Origin of the sequence: Microbacterium sorbitolivorans (assembly GCF_003327285.1) — a bacterium.
GTDB classification, from domain to species: Bacteria; Actinomycetota; Actinomycetes; order Actinomycetales; family Microbacteriaceae; genus Microbacterium; species Microbacterium sorbitolivorans.
This window is the reverse complement of record NZ_KZ848474.1, coordinates 358,090-375,756: the sequence shown is the minus strand read 5'-3', so window position 1 is coordinate 375,756 and position 17,667 is coordinate 358,090. Positions and strand designations below refer to the sequence as shown.

General features: G+C 70.4%; 16 protein-coding genes. 11 read left to right on the top strand and 5 right to left on the bottom strand.

Annotated features, from left to right (window positions below):
• Positions 1 to 69 precede the first annotated feature (69 nt).
• The 4 genes from DTO57_RS07450 to DTO57_RS07435 are packed head-to-tail and all read left to right on the top strand — an operon-like array spanning position 70 to position 3,994.
• A complete protein-coding gene (locus DTO57_RS07450; protein WP_114117590.1) occupies positions 70 to 1,161 on the top strand; it encodes an ABC transporter substrate-binding protein in 1,092 nt (363 codons plus the stop codon).
• A 3-nt stretch (positions 1,162 to 1,164) separates the two neighbouring features.
• Positions 1,165 to 2,181 (top strand): FecCD family ABC transporter permease, encoded by a 1,017-nt coding sequence (locus tag DTO57_RS07445; RefSeq protein WP_114117589.1) that lies wholly within the window; start codon positions 1,165 to 1,167, stop codon positions 2,179 to 2,181.
• Complete coding sequence (locus DTO57_RS07440; protein WP_114117588.1) at positions 2,181 to 3,194, top strand: FecCD family ABC transporter permease; 1,014 nt, start codon at positions 2,181 to 2,183, stop codon at positions 3,192 to 3,194. The genes DTO57_RS07445 and DTO57_RS07440 overlap by 1 nt, the downstream gene beginning before the upstream one ends.
• Entirely contained in the window at positions 3,191 to 3,994 is an 804-nt protein-coding gene (locus DTO57_RS07435) for an ABC transporter ATP-binding protein (RefSeq protein ID WP_114117587.1), read from the top strand. The genes DTO57_RS07440 and DTO57_RS07435 overlap by 4 nt, the downstream gene beginning before the upstream one ends.
• A 113-nt stretch (positions 3,995 to 4,107) precedes the next feature.
• On the opposite strand, the gene DTO57_RS07430 is transcribed toward DTO57_RS07435, so the two are convergent.
• Positions 4,108 to 5,052 carry a LacI family DNA-binding transcriptional regulator gene (locus tag DTO57_RS07430; protein WP_114117586.1) on the bottom strand — a complete coding sequence of 315 codons (945 nt, stop codon included), beginning with the start codon at positions 5,050 to 5,052 and terminating at the stop codon, positions 4,108 to 4,110.
• Positions 5,053 to 5,201: 149 nt separating this feature from the next.
• Between DTO57_RS07430 and DTO57_RS07425 the strand changes: the two genes are divergently transcribed.
• Genes DTO57_RS07425 through DTO57_RS07405 form a run of 5 tightly spaced genes read left to right on the top strand, consistent with a single transcriptional unit; the run spans position 5,202 to position 10,002 of the window.
• Positions 5,202 to 6,026, top strand: coding sequence for an ABC transporter permease (locus DTO57_RS07425; protein WP_114117585.1), 825 nt, complete (start codon positions 5,202 to 5,204; stop codon positions 6,024 to 6,026).
• Entirely contained in the window at positions 6,023 to 6,820 is a 798-nt protein-coding gene (locus tag DTO57_RS07420) for an ABC transporter permease (RefSeq protein WP_229730472.1), read from the top strand. The genes DTO57_RS07425 and DTO57_RS07420 overlap by 4 nt, the downstream gene beginning before the upstream one ends.
• Complete coding sequence (locus tag DTO57_RS07415; protein ID WP_114117584.1) at positions 6,817 to 7,809, top strand: ABC transporter ATP-binding protein; 993 nt, start codon at positions 6,817 to 6,819, stop codon at positions 7,807 to 7,809. Before DTO57_RS07420 ends, DTO57_RS07415 begins: the two co-directional genes overlap by 4 nt.
• Positions 7,810 to 7,828: 19 nt before the next feature.
• Complete coding sequence (locus DTO57_RS07410) at positions 7,829 to 8,899, top strand: ABC transporter substrate-binding protein (RefSeq protein WP_114117583.1); 1,071 nt, start codon at positions 7,829 to 7,831, stop codon at positions 8,897 to 8,899.
• Positions 8,896 to 10,002 (top strand): adenosine deaminase family protein, encoded by a 1,107-nt coding sequence (locus DTO57_RS07405; RefSeq protein ID WP_229730470.1) that lies wholly within the window; start codon positions 8,896 to 8,898, stop codon positions 10,000 to 10,002. The genes DTO57_RS07410 and DTO57_RS07405 overlap by 4 nt, the downstream gene beginning before the upstream one ends.
• A 196-nt stretch (positions 10,003 to 10,198) precedes the next feature.
• Here DTO57_RS07405 and DTO57_RS07400 read toward each other — a convergent pair whose 3' ends face one another.
• From DTO57_RS07400 to DTO57_RS07385, 4 genes are read right to left on the bottom strand one after another with little or no spacing between them, the layout of a single operon-like run.
• Positions 10,199 to 11,773 (bottom strand): ATP-binding cassette domain-containing protein, encoded by a 1,575-nt coding sequence (locus DTO57_RS07400; protein ID WP_114117582.1) that lies wholly within the window; start codon positions 11,771 to 11,773, stop codon positions 10,199 to 10,201.
• Positions 11,770 to 13,449, bottom strand: a complete 1,680-nt coding sequence (locus tag DTO57_RS07395; RefSeq protein WP_114117581.1) for an ABC transporter substrate-binding protein — start codon at positions 13,447 to 13,449, stop codon at positions 11,770 to 11,772. The genes DTO57_RS07400 and DTO57_RS07395 overlap by 4 nt, the downstream gene beginning before the upstream one ends.
• The gene (locus DTO57_RS07390; RefSeq protein WP_114117580.1) at positions 13,446 to 14,468 is read right to left on the bottom strand and encodes an ABC transporter permease; all 1,023 of its coding nucleotides are present in this window, start codon (positions 14,466 to 14,468) and stop codon (positions 13,446 to 13,448) included. Before DTO57_RS07390 ends, DTO57_RS07395 begins: the two co-directional genes overlap by 4 nt.
• Positions 14,465 to 15,403: an ABC transporter permease gene (locus DTO57_RS07385; protein WP_114117579.1), complete on the bottom strand. Its 939-nt coding sequence runs from the start codon at positions 15,401 to 15,403 to the stop codon at positions 14,465 to 14,467. The genes DTO57_RS07390 and DTO57_RS07385 overlap by 4 nt, the downstream gene beginning before the upstream one ends.
• 140 nt (positions 15,404 to 15,543) lie before the next feature.
• On the opposite strand from DTO57_RS07385, the gene DTO57_RS07380 reads away from it, so the two are divergent.
• Both DTO57_RS07380 and DTO57_RS07375 read left to right on the top strand, forming a co-directional pair.
• Entirely contained in the window at positions 15,544 to 16,320 is a 777-nt protein-coding gene (locus DTO57_RS07380; RefSeq protein ID WP_114117578.1) for a sulfite exporter TauE/SafE family protein, read from the top strand.
• A 10-nt stretch (positions 16,321 to 16,330) separates the two neighbouring features.
• On the top strand, positions 16,331 to 17,656 hold the full coding sequence (locus tag DTO57_RS07375) for a D-alanyl-D-alanine carboxypeptidase family protein (RefSeq protein WP_162785698.1): 1,326 nt from the start codon (positions 16,331 to 16,333) through the stop codon (positions 17,654 to 17,656).
• Positions 17,657 to 17,667 lie beyond the last annotated feature (11 nt).

Genomic DNA, 17,667 nt, shown 5'->3' with positions numbered 1-17,667 from the left:
AAACACGCGTAAAGTCGACAGAGGTCAGGCTTACCTAAGTCGACCCTCCCTCGAACGAAAGACCCCGCCATGCGCCGCGCTCCTCTCGCCCTCGCATCCCTCGCCGTCGTCGCGGCGCTCGTCCTCTCCGGCTGCACGAGCACCGGCAACGAAACCGCCGACAAGGGCGGCCAGGAGCAGGCCGCAGGTGGCGGCGGGGCCGGCGACAACAAGTCGGGCATCGCGACGGGCCAGGAAGGCTTCCAGAACGTTCGCGCCCTGACGAGTGAGCTCGGCACCGACGCCGCGCCCGGCGAGTTCCCCCGCACGGTCACCAACATCACCGAGAACGAGACGGTCGGCGAGACCGAGATCCCCGCGAAGCCCGAGCGCGTCGTCGTGCTCGACACCGGCGAGCTCGACAACATGATCGCCCTCGGCATCGAGCCGATCGCCTACGCGCACTCCGAGTCGATGACGGCCATGCCCGACTACCTCGACACGGGCGACGCCGTCGACCTCGGCGCCTACGAGTCGCTCGACCTCGAGCAGCTGAAGAACCTCGAGCCCGACCTCATCATCGGCACCTCGCTGCGCATCGACGACGACGGCCTCAAGGCCAAGCTGCAGGACATCGCCCCCACGGTTCTCGCCGTGCGCCCCGGCGTGACCTGGAAGGAAAACTTCACGCTCTTCGCCGCCGCCGTCGGCGAGGAGGAGAAGGCCGCCGAGATCATGGCCGACTACGACGCCCACGTCGCCCAGGTCGGCGAGGACGTCGTCGAGGCCAACGGCGGCGAGTCGCCCAGCATCTCGATGCTGCGCTTCATGGCCGGCCGAATCCGCCTCTACGGCAACGACTCGTTCATCGGCGTGATCCTGCAGGACGCCGGCCTGAAGCGCCCCGAGATGGAAGACATCGACGAGCTCGCCGCCGAGATCTCGCCCGAAGAGGTCACCCTCGCCGCCGGAGACTGGCTCTTCTGGGGCACCTACGGCGAGGCTGATTCGACCGACCAGGCCGCCGTCGTCGACGGACCCCTCTGGGGCGAGATTCCCGCCGTCAAGAACGGCGGCGTCGTCGAGGAGATCAACGACGACATCTGGTACCTCGGCCTCGGCACGCTCGGCGCCGACCTCGTTCTCGACCAGCTCGACGACTTCGCCGCAGCGGCCAAGTAACGCGTGACCCAGACCCGTACGACCCGCAGGGGGCGCACGCCGATCGTCTTCGTGGCGACGGCGACGCTCCTTGTCGCGTCCGCGGCGCTGAGCCTCGCGATCGGCGCCCGCGCGCTCTCGCTCGCCGACATCTGGAATGGGCTCACCGGATCCGACCCCGTCGCGAGCGCCGTGATCTGGCAGATGCGCTTCCCACGCACTCTGCTCGGGATCCTCGTCGGCGCCGCCCTCGGGGCGGCCGGCGTGCTCGCGCAGGCCGTGACGCGCAACCCGCTCGCGGATCCGGGGCTGCTCGGTATCTCGTCGGGCGCCGCCGTGTCGATCGTCGCCGGAAGCGCGTTCCTCGGGATCGGCGGGGGAGCGGGCCGCATGGCCCTCGCGGTCGTGGGCGCCGCCCTCGCGACCCTCGTCGTCTTCGCCTTCGCCTCGCGCAGCCCCGAGGGGCTGAGCCCCGTCAGCATGACGCTCGCGGGCATGGCGATCACCGCCTGCCTCGGCGCCGTCGTCTCGGCGATCGTGCTGCTCGATGCCGAGTCGATGGACCAGTATCGCTTCTGGCAGGTCGGGTCCCTCGGGCTCCCGGATCCGCAGCTCCTCGCGATCGGCGCCGGGGTCGCGCTCGCGGGCGCGGTGCTCGCGATCGCGATTTCCGGATCCCTCGGCGCCCTCGCCCTCGGCGACGACACCGCCAGCGCCCTCGGCGTGAAGGTCGGCCGCACCCGCGTGCTCGCCGGCCTCGCGGTCGTGCTGCTGTCCGGAATGGCCGTCTCGCTCGCCGGACCCATCGGCTTCATCGGCCTCATCATTCCCCACGCGGCCCGCGCCATCGTCGGCAACGACGTGCGGCGCACGCTCGCCCTCTCGGCCCTGCTCGGCCCCCTGCTGCTGACGGTCGCCGACATCATCGGCCGCGTCGTCGTGCGCCCCGCCGAGCTGCAGGTCGGCGTCGTGACCGCCGTCATTGGAACGCCCGTGTTCATCTGGCTCACCCGCCGCATGCGCACGAAGAAGGGGTCGTGATGCGTCTCAAGCCCCGTGCCTCCGTCGCGCTGGCGATCGCTATCGCCTCGCTCGTGCTCCTCGCCGTCGCCACCGTCGCGATGAGCGTCGGCGACCGCCCGACCGCCCCCGCCGATCTCGTGCGCGCGCTCTTCGGATCCGGTGAAGAGAACGTCATCTACGCGGTGCGCGAGGTGCGCCTCCCGCGCGTCGTGCTCGCGCTCGTGGTCGGCGCCGCCTTCGGCATCGCCGGCGGCCTCAGCCAGGGCGTGCTGCGCAACCCGCTCGCGAGCCCCGACGTGCTCGGCGTCTCGGCCGGAGCCTCGGTCGCCGCCGTCGGCGTGATGGCGATCGGATCCCTCGGCGGCCCGATCGGCATCGTCCCGATCCCCGTCGCCGCCCTCCTCGGCGGCTTCGGCGCCGCGGCGCTCATCGCGCTTCTCGGGTTCGGGGTCGGCTTCCGAGGGCGTTCGCTGCTGCTCGCCGGCATCGCGCTCTCGACCGCGCTGACGGGCATCACGCAGTACCTCCTCACCCGCATGGACGTCTCGGGCGCGCAGAGCGCGGCCGCCTGGCTCACGGGATCCCTCAACGCCCGCGGCTGGGCCGACGCCCTGCCCGTCATCGTCGGCGTCGCGATCGTGGTGCCGATCGTGCTGATCCTGGGCCACAGCGCCCGCGCCCTCATCTTCGAGGACGACCTCACCCGCAATTGGGGGATCAACGGATCCGTCGTGCGCGTCGCCCTGCTCGCCTGCTCGGTGTCGCTCGCCGCGCTCGCGACGAGCGCGGGCGGGCCGATCGGCTTCGTCGCCCTCGTCTCGGGCCAGGTCGCGCGGCGCGCGGCACGGGTCGCCGACATCCCGCCGATCCTGTCGGGGCTCATCGGCGCGATCATCGTGCTCGTCGCCGACACCGCCGCCCGCACCGTCTTCCCCGTACAGCTGCCGGTCGGTGTGCTGACGGCGATCGTCGGCGCCCCTTACCTGCTCTATCTCCTGCAGCGACCGCGTCGCGGAAAGGGTGCCCTGTGAGCCTCTACCCGGAATCGCGCCTGACCGGCGAGGGTCTGCGCCTCTCCTACGGCGAGCGCAACGTCGTCGAGAACCTCTCGGTCGGGTTCCCCGACGGCAAGGTCACGGTCATCGTCGGCGCAAACGCGTGCGGAAAGTCGACCGCGCTGCGCGCGTTCTCGCGGCTCATGAAGCCCGAGGGCGGCGTCGTGACGCTCGACGGAAAGTCGATCGCCGACCGCCCCTCGCGCGAGGTCGCGAAGACCCTCGGCCTGCTGCCGCAATCGCCCATCGCGCCCGAGGGGCTCAGCGTGCGCGACCTCGTCGCGCGCGGGCGGCACCCGCATCAGTCGTGGTGGAAGCAGTGGAGCGACGACGACAAGATCGCCGTCGACGCCGCCCTCGAGGCGACGGGGATGCTCGACCTCGCCGATCGCGACGTCGACGAGCTCTCGGGCGGCCAGCGCCAGCGCGCCTGGATCGCCATGGCCGTCGCCCAGGAGACCGACCTGTTGCTGCTCGACGAACCCACGACCTACCTCGACATCGCGCACCAGCTCGACGTGCTCGACCTCGTCGCGCGCCTCAACCGCGAGCTCGGCCGCACCATCGTGATGGTGCTGCACGACCTGAACCTCGCGATCCGCTACGCCGACCACATCGTGGCGATGCGCGGCGGCAAGCTCATCGTCGAGGGCCCGCCGGAGGAGATCATCACGCGCGAGTTCCTCGCCGAGGTCTTCGGCGTCGCGGGCGAGGTCGTGATGGATCCGATCATGGGCCACCCCGTCGTCCTGCCCCACTCGACGATCGCGCGGTAACCACCCCACTGGGTCGCCACAAATCGTCGTCTCAAGCCACGCTCAGGCGACAATTTATGGCGACCCACGTGTTGTGTGGCGACCCACGTGGTGTGTGGCGACCCACGTGGGGGTTACGCGCCCCAGGTCACCGGGACCGAGAGGCGCACGCGGTTCGGGTCGCCCGACGGATCCTGGATCCGCTGCGATAGCAGGCGCGCGGCGACGTCGCCGAGGACGCGGCCGTCGACGTCGATCGCGGGCACGCCCGCGAGGCCGAGCGCCTCGACGATCGCGCGCTCCGAGCTCACGACCGGGGGAGTCTCGCCGGCGACGAGATAGACGTGCTGGATCCCGAGCCCGAGGGCGGTGGCGTAGGGGATCACGGCGTCGGGACGCAGTTCTCGCACCTGCCGCGCGGCCTCGGCCCCCGCCGCGAAGGTGGGCGGGAACGGTCCGACGACCTCGAGCGACACCCCCACGCGCTCGGCCGCGGCGCGCACCGCCGCCGTGCGCTGGGCGTCCTGCCACGAGTTACCGGGGCCTCCGACGTAGACGAGGCGCCGGCGCCCCGTGCGCGCGAAGTGCTCGACCACAAGGGTGAAGGCTGAGGCGGTGTCGGCGACCGCCGACGACATGCCCTCGATCTCGCGGTCGACGAGCACGGCGGGCTTCGTCGCCGCGGCCCTCACGATGTCGTCGCTGCCGCCCGGCGCCACGATGATGAAGCCGTCGACCTGGCGCGCGAGGCGCCCGAAGGTCGTGAGGCTCTCGCCCGCCGCGAACGAGTGCACCGCGACCGTGACCTGGCGGCCCTCGGCGTCGGCGCGGGCCTGCGCCCCGCCGATGATGGGGGCGAAGAAGCTGTTGTCGAGCGTCGGCACGACGAGCGCGATCACGCCGGTGCGGCCGCCCGCGAGGAAGCGCGCGGCGCTATTGGCGACGTAGCCGAGCTTCTCGGCGGCGTCCTGCACCGTCGCGACGGTCTCTGGCAGGAGCATCTCGGGGCGCGAGAGCGCGCGCGAGACCGTCGATTTTGACACTCCCGCGAGGCGGGCGACGTCGGCGATTGTGGCCACGGGGCACTCCTCGGGAGATCGATCGCTGTGCAACGAACCGGTTGCATGATCAAGAATACCCTCCCCGTTCTTTCCTTGAAACAAAACGCGAGTATCATCGCTATCGTGCATGCAACCGTTTGCACGTTACGACGTTCGAAAGGCGAGAGATGAGAAGCCGGGTCACCACCTCGCTCCTGCTGTTGCCGGGGCTCGCGTTCCTGCTGATCGGCTTCCTCGTGCCGGCGCTCGCGATGCTCTTCGCGCCCCCGGGCACCGCCACCTCCGAGATCTTCGTGCGCCTCGGCGAGATGCTCGTCGATCCGTTCTTCCTCACGATCATCGGCCGCACGCTGCTGCTCGCCCTCATCGTCACGGTCATCTGCGTCGTGCTGGGCTTCCCGATCGCCTACTTGCTCGCCCGCACGAACTCGCGCTGGTCGGGCGTGCTGCTGGCGCTCGCGATCTTCCCGCTCATGCTGAGCAACGTCGTGCGCACCTTCGGCTGGCTCGTGATTCTCGGATCCAATGGCGCGATCGGCAAGCTCCTCACCACCCTCGGCCTCGTCGACCAGGCGCCGCAGCTGCTCTACACGCCGCTCGCGATCGTGCTCGGCATGACGCAGCTCTTCCTGCCCCTCGCGATCGTTACCTGCTACTCGGCCGTGACGCAGGTGAACCCCGGCCTCGACGACGCCGCCCGCGGCCTCGGCGCGAGCCGCGGCCGCACCTTCCGCGACATCGTCCTCCCGCTGTCGCTCCCGGGCATCGTCGTCGCCGCGACCCTCGTTTTCGCCGGATCCGTGACCGCGTACACGACCCCGTACCTGCTCGGCGGATCCGGTAACCGCATGCTCGCGACCCAGCTCTTCACGTACTCGAGCGTCACGATCGACTGGGCCGGCGCGAGCGCGACGGCCATCATCATGACGGTCCTCGTGTTCGTCGTCTCGGGCATCTCGAGCCTCGTCGGGCGGAAGGGAGCGACCGCGTGAACACCCGCCACCCCGTCGCCGCGACCCTGGCGGTCGCCGGCTACATCATCATGATCGTCCCGATCCTCTTCGTCGTCGCGACGGCGTTTACGAGCAGCGAGACGCTGAGCTTCCCGCCGCAAGGCTTCTCGATGCGCTGGTTTGGCGAGGCGCTGAGCTACCAGCCGTTCGTCGGATCCCTCGTAACGAGCCTCGAGATCGCGTTGCTCGCGACGCTGCTCGCGCTCGCGGTCGGGGTGCCCGTCACGCTCGCGATCCACCGCGGATCCCTGCCGGGCAAGGGCCTCGTCGAGAACCTCTTCCTCTCGCCGCTCATCGTGCCCGAGCTCGTCGTGGGACTTGCGCTCTTCCAGCAGCTCATCGTCACCTTCCGCGTCGACAACTGGCCCGTGCTGCTCATCGGCCACACCGCCCTGCTGCTGCCCTACGCCGTGCGCGTCACGGGCGCGACGCTCGCCGGCACCGACGCCTCCCTCGAGGAGGCCGCGCGCGGCCTCGGCGCGAGCCCCATGCGCACCTTCTGGACGATCACCATGCCCATGCTCCGCCCCGGCATCTTCTCGGCGGCGCTGTTGAGCTTCATCACCTCGTTCAACAACGTGCCACTGTCGCTGCTGCTGCAGAGCCGGAAGACTCAGACGCTTCCCGTCACGATGCTCGACTACGTGCAGCAGAGCTACGACCCCATGGTGGCCGCGATCTCGACCATCATCCTCGCAGTCACCATCGTCATCGCCGTCATCGCCGAGCGCACCGTCGGCTTCGCCAAGATCTTCGGAGGCATCAACTCATGAACGCCGCTCAGTTCGAGAACGTGACGCAGGTCTTCGGCGACTTCACCGCCGTCGACGGCATCGACATGGCGATCCCCGCCGGCAAGCTCACGACCCTGCTCGGTCCCTCGGGCTGCGGCAAAACGACGTCGCTGCGCATGCTCGCCGGGTATACGCGCCCCACCGCGGGCCGGATCCTCATCGACGGCGTCGACGTGACCCGCACGGCGCCCGAGAAGCGCGGGCTGGGCATGGTGTTCCAGTCGTACGCGCTGTTCCCGCACATGACGGTCGCCGACAACGTCGCCTACGGCCTGAAGCTGCGCCGCACGCCGCGCGCCGAGCGCGACGCGCGCGTCGCCGAGGCCCTCGAGCTCGTCGGCCTCGCGCACCTCGCGGGCCGCAAGCCGAAGGCTCTCTCGGGTGGTCAGCAGCAGCGCGTCGCGCTCGCCCGCGCGATCGCGATCCGCCCCAAGCTCCTGCTGCTCGACGAGCCCCTGTCGAACCTCGACGCGCGCCTGCGCGTGCAGATGCGCTCCGAGATCCGGCGGATCCAGGCCGAGACCGGCCTCACCGTCGTGCTCGTCACGCACGATCAGGACGAGGCGCTCGAGATGAGCGACGAGATGATCCTGATGCGCGCCGGCAAGATCATGCAGCAGGGCGCGCCCGCCGAGGTCTTCGGATCCCCGAAGAACCGTTTCGTCGCCGACTTCCTCGGCTACGAAAACTTCGTCCGCACCGCGGGCGGCCTCGTGACGGTGCGCCCCGAACACGTCGAGATCGTGCCCGGCACGGTCTCGCCCGCGGGCGGACTCGCGCTTCCCGCCATCGTCACCGACGTCGCCTACCGCGGCGTCGACCAGATCATCACCGTCGTCTCGCGCGATGACGGCGGCGAGATCACCCTCATGTCGGACGTGCGCGCCGACGCCGCGCCCCGCGTCGCCGTCGGCGACGACGTGGTCGTCACCGCCCCCGAATCCCGCCTCATCTCCATTGAGAACTGAGAGAACTGAAAGGCTCCGCATGTCTCGCACCACGCCCCTTCGCCTCATCGGCCTGTCGACGCTCGCCGTCGGCACGATCGCCCTCGCGGGCTGCTCCGCGAGCGGATCCGGATCCGACGACGACGTGCTCGTCGTGAGCACCTTCCCCTTCGGTGTCGAGCAGCTGCAGGAGGCCGTGATCGACCCGTTCACCGAGGCCACCGGCATCGAGGTCGAGGTCGCGACCGGCTCGAACGCCGACCGCCTCTCGCAGCTCGAGCTCGCGAACGGCGTCAACCCCGACGTCGACGTCATGCTGATCAGCGACTACTACGCGGCCCTCGGCCAGGAGAAGGGCCTGTTCCAGCAGGTCGACGACGCCAAGGTGCCGAACCTCGACGCGATCGCCGACTTCGCGAAGGAAGACGCCTACGCGGGTCCCGCCTACAGCTACCAGCTCAACGGCACGCTCTACCGCACCGCCGAGGTCACGGCCGAGCAGGCCGCCGACTGGAACCTCTACGGCGACAGCGAGTTCGCCGGCCGCCTCGCGATGCCCGACATCTCGGTGACCGCCGGCCAGCTGACCGTCAGCGGCATCGCCGCGACGCTCGGATCCGGCCCCTACGACGTCGACACGGCGTTCGAGACCCTCGGATCCTGGGCCCCCGGGATCCTGCAGTTCTACAGCTCGTCGACCGAGGTCACGAACCTCATCTCGCAGGGCGAGATCGCCGCGGCCGTGTCGCTCAACGGCTTCGCGACCGATCTCGTCGCGGCCGGCGACGACGTCGCCTGGACCGCCCCGAGCGCGGGCGCGTACATGGCCACGAACCGCGCGATGATCCCCGAGGGCGCGGCTCACGTCGACGCCGCCGAGCAGTTCATCGACTACCTGCTGGGCGCCAAGGCGCAGACCGCGTCGGCCGACCTCGTGGGCGACCTGCCGGTGAACCCGGACGCCGAGATCCCCGACGAGCTGACGGCCGTCGTCGGCGACATCGCGACGGATCCGGTCGCCGCCGGCTACTCGACGCTCGACCCCGCCGAGCTCGTCCCCACGCGTGACGAGTGGGTCGACCGCTTCGCCCGCGAGGTGACGAGCAAGTGACGCTGCCCGAGGGGTGGATCCGGCGCCTGCCGAAGGTCGACCTGCACTGCCACCTCATCGGCACCGTGCGCGCGACGACCTTCGCCGAGCTCGCCCGCCGCGAGAAGCTCGAGCTGCCCGCGGATCCCGAGCGCATCTTCGCCGACATCAACTCGCTGCCGCCGGATCCGGCGCTCTACCGCAACACGGTCATCCCCGTGCCGCAGGGGCGCTCGGCCGACGAGCCCGAGGTGTCGTACTCGCTGTTCCAGGCGTCGAAGTGGGTCATCGAGACGCTGCGCAGCGCCGACGACCTCACCCGCATCGTCTATGAGGCGTTCGAGGACGCGCACCGCTACAGCAACACGCGCCACCTTGAGCTGTTCTTCGACGACGTGCCCGAACACCTCGAGGGCCTCGGCTACGCGGGCAGCGTCGAGGCGTACGCCGAGGGCATCCGCATGGCCGAGCGCGACTTCGGCATGACGGGCCGCATGATCAAGGGCATCGACCGCTCCAAGAGCGGCGAGGAGGCGCTCGCGCGCGTGCGCGAGGTCGTCGACAACCCGCACGAGTACGTCGCCGGCATCGGCCTCGATAACCTCGAGACCGCGGGCCCGCCCGAGCGCTTCGTCGACGCGTACCGCCTCGCGGGCGAGGCCGGCCTCGGCCGCACGGCGCACTCGTCGGAGCATTCGCCGACGGCGCAGAACACCATCACCTGCCTCGACGATCTCGGTTGCGACCGCATCGACCACGGGTACTACGTGCTCGAGGATCCCGAGGTCGTGGCGCGTATGCGCGACGAGCAGGTGACCTTCACGGTCGGATCCACCACCTCGCGCCGCTCGTGGCGCCCGTGGCGCCGCGCGTCGATCCGCGCAATGCTCGATGAGGGGTTGAACGTGATCCCGTGCTCGGACGACCCCGGCATGTTCCCGACGACGCTCGCGAACGAGTACCGGATCCTCGACGAGCAGATCGGCGCCACGCACGCGCAGCTGAGCCGCATGGCGCTGTCGGCGGTCGATGCGAGCTGGCTGCCGGATCCGGAGCGCGCGGCGCTCCGCGCCCAGGTCGCGGCCGACATCGCATCGCTCGACGCGGAGTACGCCCTGCCCTAAGGTTGGGTCGCCAAAAAACGTCGCCTGCGCCCCCGGCGCGGCGACGTTTTTTGGCGACCCACTTTTGGGTGAGCGGGCCGGTTGTGCGGATGTGGCCCCGTAGTGCGGAACAATCCTGGCGGGGAGTCCGCAGTTCGGGGCCAGCTCCGAAGTTGCGGGCCAGCGCGGCGGGCCACCGGGCCCGGGAGGCCCCGGCTCAGCGGCGCGACGGATCCGGCACGCTCGCCAGCAGCTCGCGCGTGTAGTCCTCTTCCGGCTCGCCCAGCACCTGCGACACCGGCCCGAGCTCCACGAGCTTTCCGCGCCGCAGCACCGCGACGCGGTCGCTCAACAGGCTCACGACCGCGAGGTCGTGGCTGATGAACATCGCCGACAGCCCCGTGTCGGCCACGGTCTCGCGCATGATCTCGAGCACGCGCGCCTGAATCGTCACGTCGAGCGCGCTCGTGGGCTCGTCGGCGATCAGGAGCACCGGATCCGAGATCAGCCCGCGCGCGATCGACACGCGCTGGCGCTGCCCTCCGGAGAGCTGGTGCGGGAAGCGCTGCGCGAACGACGCCGGCAGCTTCACGCGCTCGAGGGCATCGCGCACGGCGCGCTCGGTGTCGGCCTGCGAGCGGCCCGCGAGCCGCAGGGGCTCGCCGATCGACCAGCCGACGGATCGGCGCGGGTTCAGCGACGAGGCCGGATCCTGGAACACGATCCCGACCTTCGCGTACAGCGCCCGGCGCTCGCGCGCGGACAGCGCGGCGGGATCCTTGCCGCCGATGAGCACGGATCCGCCCGCCGGCGCCACGAGGCCGGCGATCGCGCGGCCGAGGGTCGACTTTCCGGATCCGGATTCGCCGACGACGCCGAGCACCTCGCCGCGGCGGATGTCGAGGCTGACGCCGTCGAGCGCGAGGCGATCGTGCCCGTACGACACCGTGAGGTCGTGCACCGCGACGAGAGCCTCGGTGGAGGCGGAGTCGCGAGCGACCCGGGCGCGCCCCTCGGCGAGGCTCGGCACGGCGGCGAGGAGTTCCCGCGTGTAGGGCTCCTGCGGCCACGTGATGACGGAAGAGGCGGGGCCCTGCTCGACGGGCACGCCGCCGTTCAGCACGACCACCTCGTCGGCGAGCTCGCCGACAACGCCCATGTCGTGCGTGATGAGCAGCACGCCGAGGTCGAGCTCGCGCACGAGCCGCCCGAGCAGGTCGAGGATCCCTCGCTGCACCGTCACATCGAGCGCCGTGGTGGGCTCGTCGGCGATGAGCAGGCGCGGGGATCCGCTGAGCGCCATCGCGATCAGCACGCGCTGCAACTCGCCGCCGGACACCTCGTGGGGGTGCGAGGCGAGGATCCGCCGCGGATCCCGCAGCTCGGCCTGCGTGAGCAGGTCGGCCGCGCGCTCCGCGGCGGCGGCGCGGGAGCGGATCCCCTCGCGCACCCGCAGCAGGTCGCGGAAGACCCGACCGATTTTCGCGGTCGGGGTGAGGGAGCGCATGGGCTCCTGGAACACGACGCCGACGCGGTGCGCGCGGATGTCGCGCAACCGTGCGTCGCCGGCGCCGACGAGCTCCTCGCCCTCGAGGCGGGCGCTGCCCGTGACGGTCGCGCCGTCGGGCGCCATCCCGATCGCCGAGAGCGAGGTGACGCTCTTTCCGGATCCGGATTCGCCGACGAGCGCGGTGATGCGCCCGGGGCGGGCCGACAGGCTGACGCCGCGCACGACCTCCCGGTCGCCGAAGGCGACGCGGAGGTTCTCGAGGGTGAGGAGGTCGTTCGTCATTCGCCGAGCGTCACCGTGAGGTAGTTCGGGTAGGCGGGGAACTCGCCGATCTCGAAGTTCGTAACGCCGGATCCGTGCAGGAACGAGTTGCGCGAGTAGACGAGCGGGACGACGGGCGCGTCGGCGAGGATCTGCTTGTCGATCTCGACCCACGCGGCGTTCGCCTCGTCGGCGTCGGTGATCGACAGGGCGGCCTCGATCGCGGCGTCGACGTCGGGGTTGCTGTAACGGGCGAGGTTGTAGTTGCCGTTACCGATCTGGTCCGACGCGAACAGCGGCTGGATGTTGGCGCTGGCCGCAGGGATGTCGGGCTGCCAGCTCGACAGCGTCAGGTCGTAGCCCGTGCCGTCACCGGCGGGGATCTCGGCCGACCAGGCGGCCGAGTCGAGCGTCTGGATCGTCACCTCGATGTCGGCCTTCGCGAGGCCCTGCTGGATCGCCTCGGCGGCCGCGACCTGGTCGTCGCGGATCACGAGACGCAGGTTGAGGTCGGTGGCGTTCGCCTCGGCGAGCAGCTCCTTGGCCTTCTCGACGTCGCCCGCGGGGTCATCGCCGTAGAGGCTGAAGTCTTCGCGGCCGGCGATGCCCGGCGTGATGAGCGTCGTGGCGTAGTCGCCCGAGATCTCGCCGCCCTTGGCCGTGAGGTACGCGGTCTTGTCGACGGCGTACTCGATGGCCTCGCGCACCTGCGGATCCTGCAGCTGCTCGGATTCGGTGTTGAGCGCGAGGTACTCGAGGGCGCCGGGGCCGCTCGTGACGAGGCGGTCGCCGACCTTCGGGTCGTTCTGCGCCTGCACGAGCTGCGCGGGCGGGACGAAGGTCGCGAGGAACGAGTTCTTCGAGTCTTCGCGGTCGGCGATGAGCGACTGCGCGACGACGGAGGAGTCCTGCGCGAGCTTGAAGACGATCTCGTCGGGGCCGCCGGCGCGGGCCTCGTCGGTGGCGGGATCCCACTCGGGGTTCTTCGTCATCACGATCTCGTTACCGGCCTTGTACGACGAGACCGAGTAGGGGCCGCTGGCGACGGGCGCCTGCGCGTAGGAGGCGGGGTCGCCCGAGTCGAGCGGAACCGGCGCGAACGCGGGGGTCGACGCGACCCACGGGAAGTCGCCGTACGCGCGGTTCAGGTGGAAGACGATGGTCTTGTCGTCGGGCGTCTCGATCGAGTCGAGGTGCTTGCCGTCGAACGGACCGGCGTAGTCTTCAGCGCCCTCGAGAACGGCCTTGTGGTAGGTCAGGCCGCCCGAGAGCTCGGTCGCGAACGAGCGCTCGAGGCCGTACTTGACGGCCTCCGACGTGATCGGGGTGCCGTCCTCGAACGCGAGGTCGTCCTTGAGCGTGAAGGTCCAGGTCTTGCCGTCGTCCGAGGGAGTGCCGGTGTCGGTCGCGAGGTCGGGGATGACCTCGGTCGTGGCGTCGGGGCTGACGCTCCACGCCGTGAGGCGGCGGGCGTTGAGGCCGAGCGAGGTGATGGCGAGGCTCTGGCTCGTCGCCGGGTCGAAGCTCATGTCTTCGGCGGTCGTGTAGATCGTGAGCGTGCCGCCCTCGATCGCGGTGGGCTCGTTCCCCGCGGATCCGGTGTTCGAGTCGCCTGCCGAGCAGGCGGTCACGGCCATCGCGCCGGCCACGAGAACCGTGGGGGCGAGGAGCAGGCGGCTGGTCGGTTTGCGAATCATGGGGTCGTCACTTTCTGTCGGGGAGTGCGAAGCGTGCGTCGAGGCGCCGCGAGGCGGCGGTCGAGGAGCGGGCCGAGCAGGTCGGCCGCCAGGTTGGCGATCACGATGAGCGCGGCGCTGAAGAGCGTCGTGCCCACGATGATCGGCAGGTCGACGGTGCCGGTGGCACCGATAAGCAGGAGGCCCATGCCGGGCAGGCCGAAGACGCGCTCGGTGATGACGGTGCCGCCCAGCAGGGCGCCCACGTCGAGTGCGGTCAGGGTCATGACGGGCAGGGCGAGGTTGCGCAGCGCGTAGCCGTCGATGCGGCGCTCGCCGAGGCCCGCGGCGCGGGCGGTGCGGGCGTAGTCGAGGCCGAGCTGCTCGATCATCGACGAGCGCACGAGGCGCGCGTACACGGCGCCGTTGAGCACCGCGAGCGTGATCCACGGCAGCACGAGGTGCGTCGCCCAGCCGATGGGGTCGTCGGTCAGCGCGACGTAGTCGCCCGAGGGCAGCAGGTTGAACTGGAAGGCGAAGATCAGCAGCAGCAGGAGGCCGACGACGTACGACGGTGCCGAGGCCGCGAAGACCGCGCCGCCCGTGATCGCGCGGTCGATGACCGTGCCCTGCTTGCGGGCCGCGAGGGCGCCGAGGCCCACGCCGACGATCGTCTGCAGCACGACCGCGCCGAGCGCGATCGAGACCGAGACGGGGAAGCGCTCGATGATGAGCGACGTCACCGACTGGTGCATCTGGAACGAGTAGCCGAGGCACGGCGCGGCGCAGTCGATGACGACGCCCGCGGATCCGAATGAGCGGCCCGTGAAGATGCCGCCCATGAAGGTCAGCATCTGCTGCCACCACGGGTCGGAGAAGCCCATGAACTCGCGGGCCGCCTCGAGGTTCTCGGGGCTGCACGGCTTGCCGCACATCGCGAGCGCCGGATCCGCCGGGCCGAGATAGAAGATCGCGTAGGTCAGGGCGACGACGACGAAGAGCACGGCGACGCCACGGATCGCGCGGAGGAGGCCGCTCATCGTCCTGCCTTCCGGGGGTCGAGGGCGTCGCGGATCGCGTCGCCGAGGATGTTGAAGGCGAAGGTCACGATGAAGAGCGCGCCTGCGGGGAAGATGAGGAACATCGGGTCGACCGTGACCCAGTTGATGGCGTCGCCGATCGAGCGGCCCCAGCTCGGGGTGGGCGGTAGCACGCCGACGCCCAGGAACGACAGCGTCGCCTCGGCCGCGATGCGGCCCGGCAGCGAGATGCACGAGTAGATGATGATCGTCGGCGTGACGTTCGGCAGCACCTGGTGGCGGAACACGTGCCCGAATCGGGCGCCCATGACGCGCGATGCCACGACGTACGGCTGGCGCGCGATCACGCGGGTCTCCGCGGCCACCACGCGCGCGATCGTCGGCCACCCGAAGAGGCCGAGCACGCCGATCAGCATGAGCTCGCGCGGGGCGTCGACGGGGAAGATCGCCGAGAGCGCGATCGCGAAGATGAGGAAGGGGAAGCCGAGGGTCACGTCGGTCGCGAAGCCCACGACCTTTTCGGCCCAGCCGCCGCGGGCGCCGGCGATGATGCCGAGCACGACGCCGATGAGGGTCGCGATGACGGTGGATCCGAGGCCGATGAGCAGCGAGGTGCGCGCGCCGTAGACGACGAGCGAGAACAGGTCGCGGCCCGTGCCGGGCTCGACGCCGAACCAGTGCTCCGCGCTGACCCCGCCCAGGATGCCGTTCGGCGCCGTCGTCGACGACAGGGCCTCGGGGTGGTAGGTGAAGGGGTCGTTGCCCGACAGCGCGGCGACGAGCGGCGCGGCGGCCGCGCCGACGACACTGATGACGATCACGATGAGCGCCGTCAGCGGGGCGGGGCGGCGCAGCCGGTGCCAGAGCTCGGAACGGCGCGCCGGCTCCTCAGGCGCGGCGGGCTCGCCGAGACCTGCGGCCTCCTGGGTCGTCATCCGAGAGTGTCTCCTTCAGCGTGTATCGCTTCATCTTGCGTTCGCCCGGGCCTCTGGCCAAATTCCGGCGTAACACCCGTCATACAACGCGTGCGTCCGCCGCGCCATTCCCGGCGCCCCGAAAAACGTAGAATCGGCCCGTGCCCGACATCGACCTCCTCACCCTCGCGTTGCTCGTGCTCGCGGGCTTCGCCGCGGGGTGGGTCGACGCGGTCGTGGGCGGCGGCGGCCTCATTCAGCTGCCGGCGATGCTGCTGGTGCCCGGCATCACGCCGCTCCAGGCGCTCGCGACGAACAAGGTCGCGAGCATCATGGGCACGTCGGTCGCGGCGGTCACCTTCGCGCGCCGATTGAAACCGGATCCGCGAACGGCCGTGCCGCTCGCCGTCTCGGCCCTCGCGGGGGCCGTGATCGGCGCCGTCATTGCCACCTATATTCCCGAAGAGGCATTCACCCCGATCATCCTCGTCGTGCTCATAGCCGTCGGGGCATTTACGATCCTGAAGCCCCAGATGGGCATCCACGCGAAGCAGCGCTGGCACGGCGCGAAGCACATCGTCGGCGCCGCCGCGATCGGCCTGGCCGTAGGCGTCTACGATGGCGCGCTCGGGCCGGGCACCGGATCCTTCTTCGTGATCCTGCTCGTGAGCGTGCTCGGCTACGCCTTCATGCCCGCCTCCGCGCTCGGCAAGGTCGCGAACTTCTGCACGAACCTCGGCGCGCTGATGTTCTTCGTCCCGACGGGCCACGTCATCTGGCACTTCGGCCTCATCGTCGGCGCCGCAAACCTCGTCGGCGGCTACATCGGCGCCCGCACGGCGCTCGCGCGCGGCAATAAGTTCGTGCGAATCGTGTTCATCGTCGTGGTCGCGGCGCTCGCCGTGAAGCTCTCGATTGATGTGGTCAGCGATTGGTAGCATGGCCGCCGTGCGCTTCAGGGGGAAGAACTCGTTTGTCAGGCTGTTGAGCGGTCTTGCCGCAGCGGTGGTGCTCGGCGGCGTGATGGCGGCCGCGCCGCACGCGCTGGTCGAGCCGGCCGCCGCGGCCACGTCTCCGGATCCGGATTCGAGCCGGCCGGTGTATCGGTTCTGGAGCGAGGGGTACGGCAACTCTCACTTCTACACCCTCGACTACGACGACGCGCAGAACCTGCACAGCACCGACGGCTGGTGGACGTACGAGGGGACCGACTTCCGGGTCTGGCCCCTCGAGAACGGGTCCTGCCCCGAGGCGACAACGCCGGTGTACCGGTTCTGGTCGCCAAAGTTCACCTCGCACTTCTACACCGTCAGCGGCTCGGAGGCGGATGCGCTTCGCCAGGGCGACCCGAATTGGGATGCCGAGGGAGTTCGTTTCTGCGCCGCGTCCGAGCCCGGGCCGGGGCTCACCGCGGTGTACCGGTTCTGGAGCTCGGCGTTCAACAAGCACTTCTACACCGCAAACGCGTCGGAGGCCGAGCGCCTCAGGACGAGCGACCCGAAGTGGGCGTACGAGGGCATCGAGATGTATGCGCCGACGAGCGGGGCCGCGTCGCCGCCGGTCACGGGCGAGGCGGCGCCGCGTATGGGCTGCCAGGCACCCGACATGTCGTCGGCCATCGCCGCACACGATGCGGCGCGGATCGTGCGGCTCTTCGGCGGCGCGGGCACCTTCCGCGACGCGGTCGCGAGCGGCAGGGCCAGCTGCGTCCCCCTCGATGATCCGGCCCTGCCCTGGGTGCTCGTCAACAAGCAGAACCCCGTCTCGCCGATCGATTACGTTCCGGCGTCGCTGACCGGGGGACTGCGCACGGAGGTCGCCGGATCCTACGCAGACATGCAGCGCGACGCCGCGGGCGCGGGCGCCGGAAGCATCGGTCTGACGAGCGGCTATCGCTCCTACTCGACTCAGGCGGGCATCCACCGATACCAGGTGGGCAGGCTGGGCGTCGAAGACGGCGAGCGCTTGGCGGCGAGGCCCGGATATAGCGAGCATCAGCTCGGCCTCGCGGCCGACGTGGTCGCCTGCGGCGGTGGCGGCTGCGGATCCCTCTACGATTTCGCGGGCACGTCACAGGAGCGGTGGGTGCGGGAGAACTCGTGGCGCTACGGCTGGATCGTGCGCTACGAGCAGGGCCAGACCGCGACCACCGGCTACAACGCCGAACCGTGGCACCTGCGCTACATCGGCACCGAGCTCGCACGGGCTTACCACGACGGCGGGTACCGCACCCTCGAGTCGTTCCTCGGGGCGCCCTCCGCCCCGAATTACTAGGTCGCCACGAT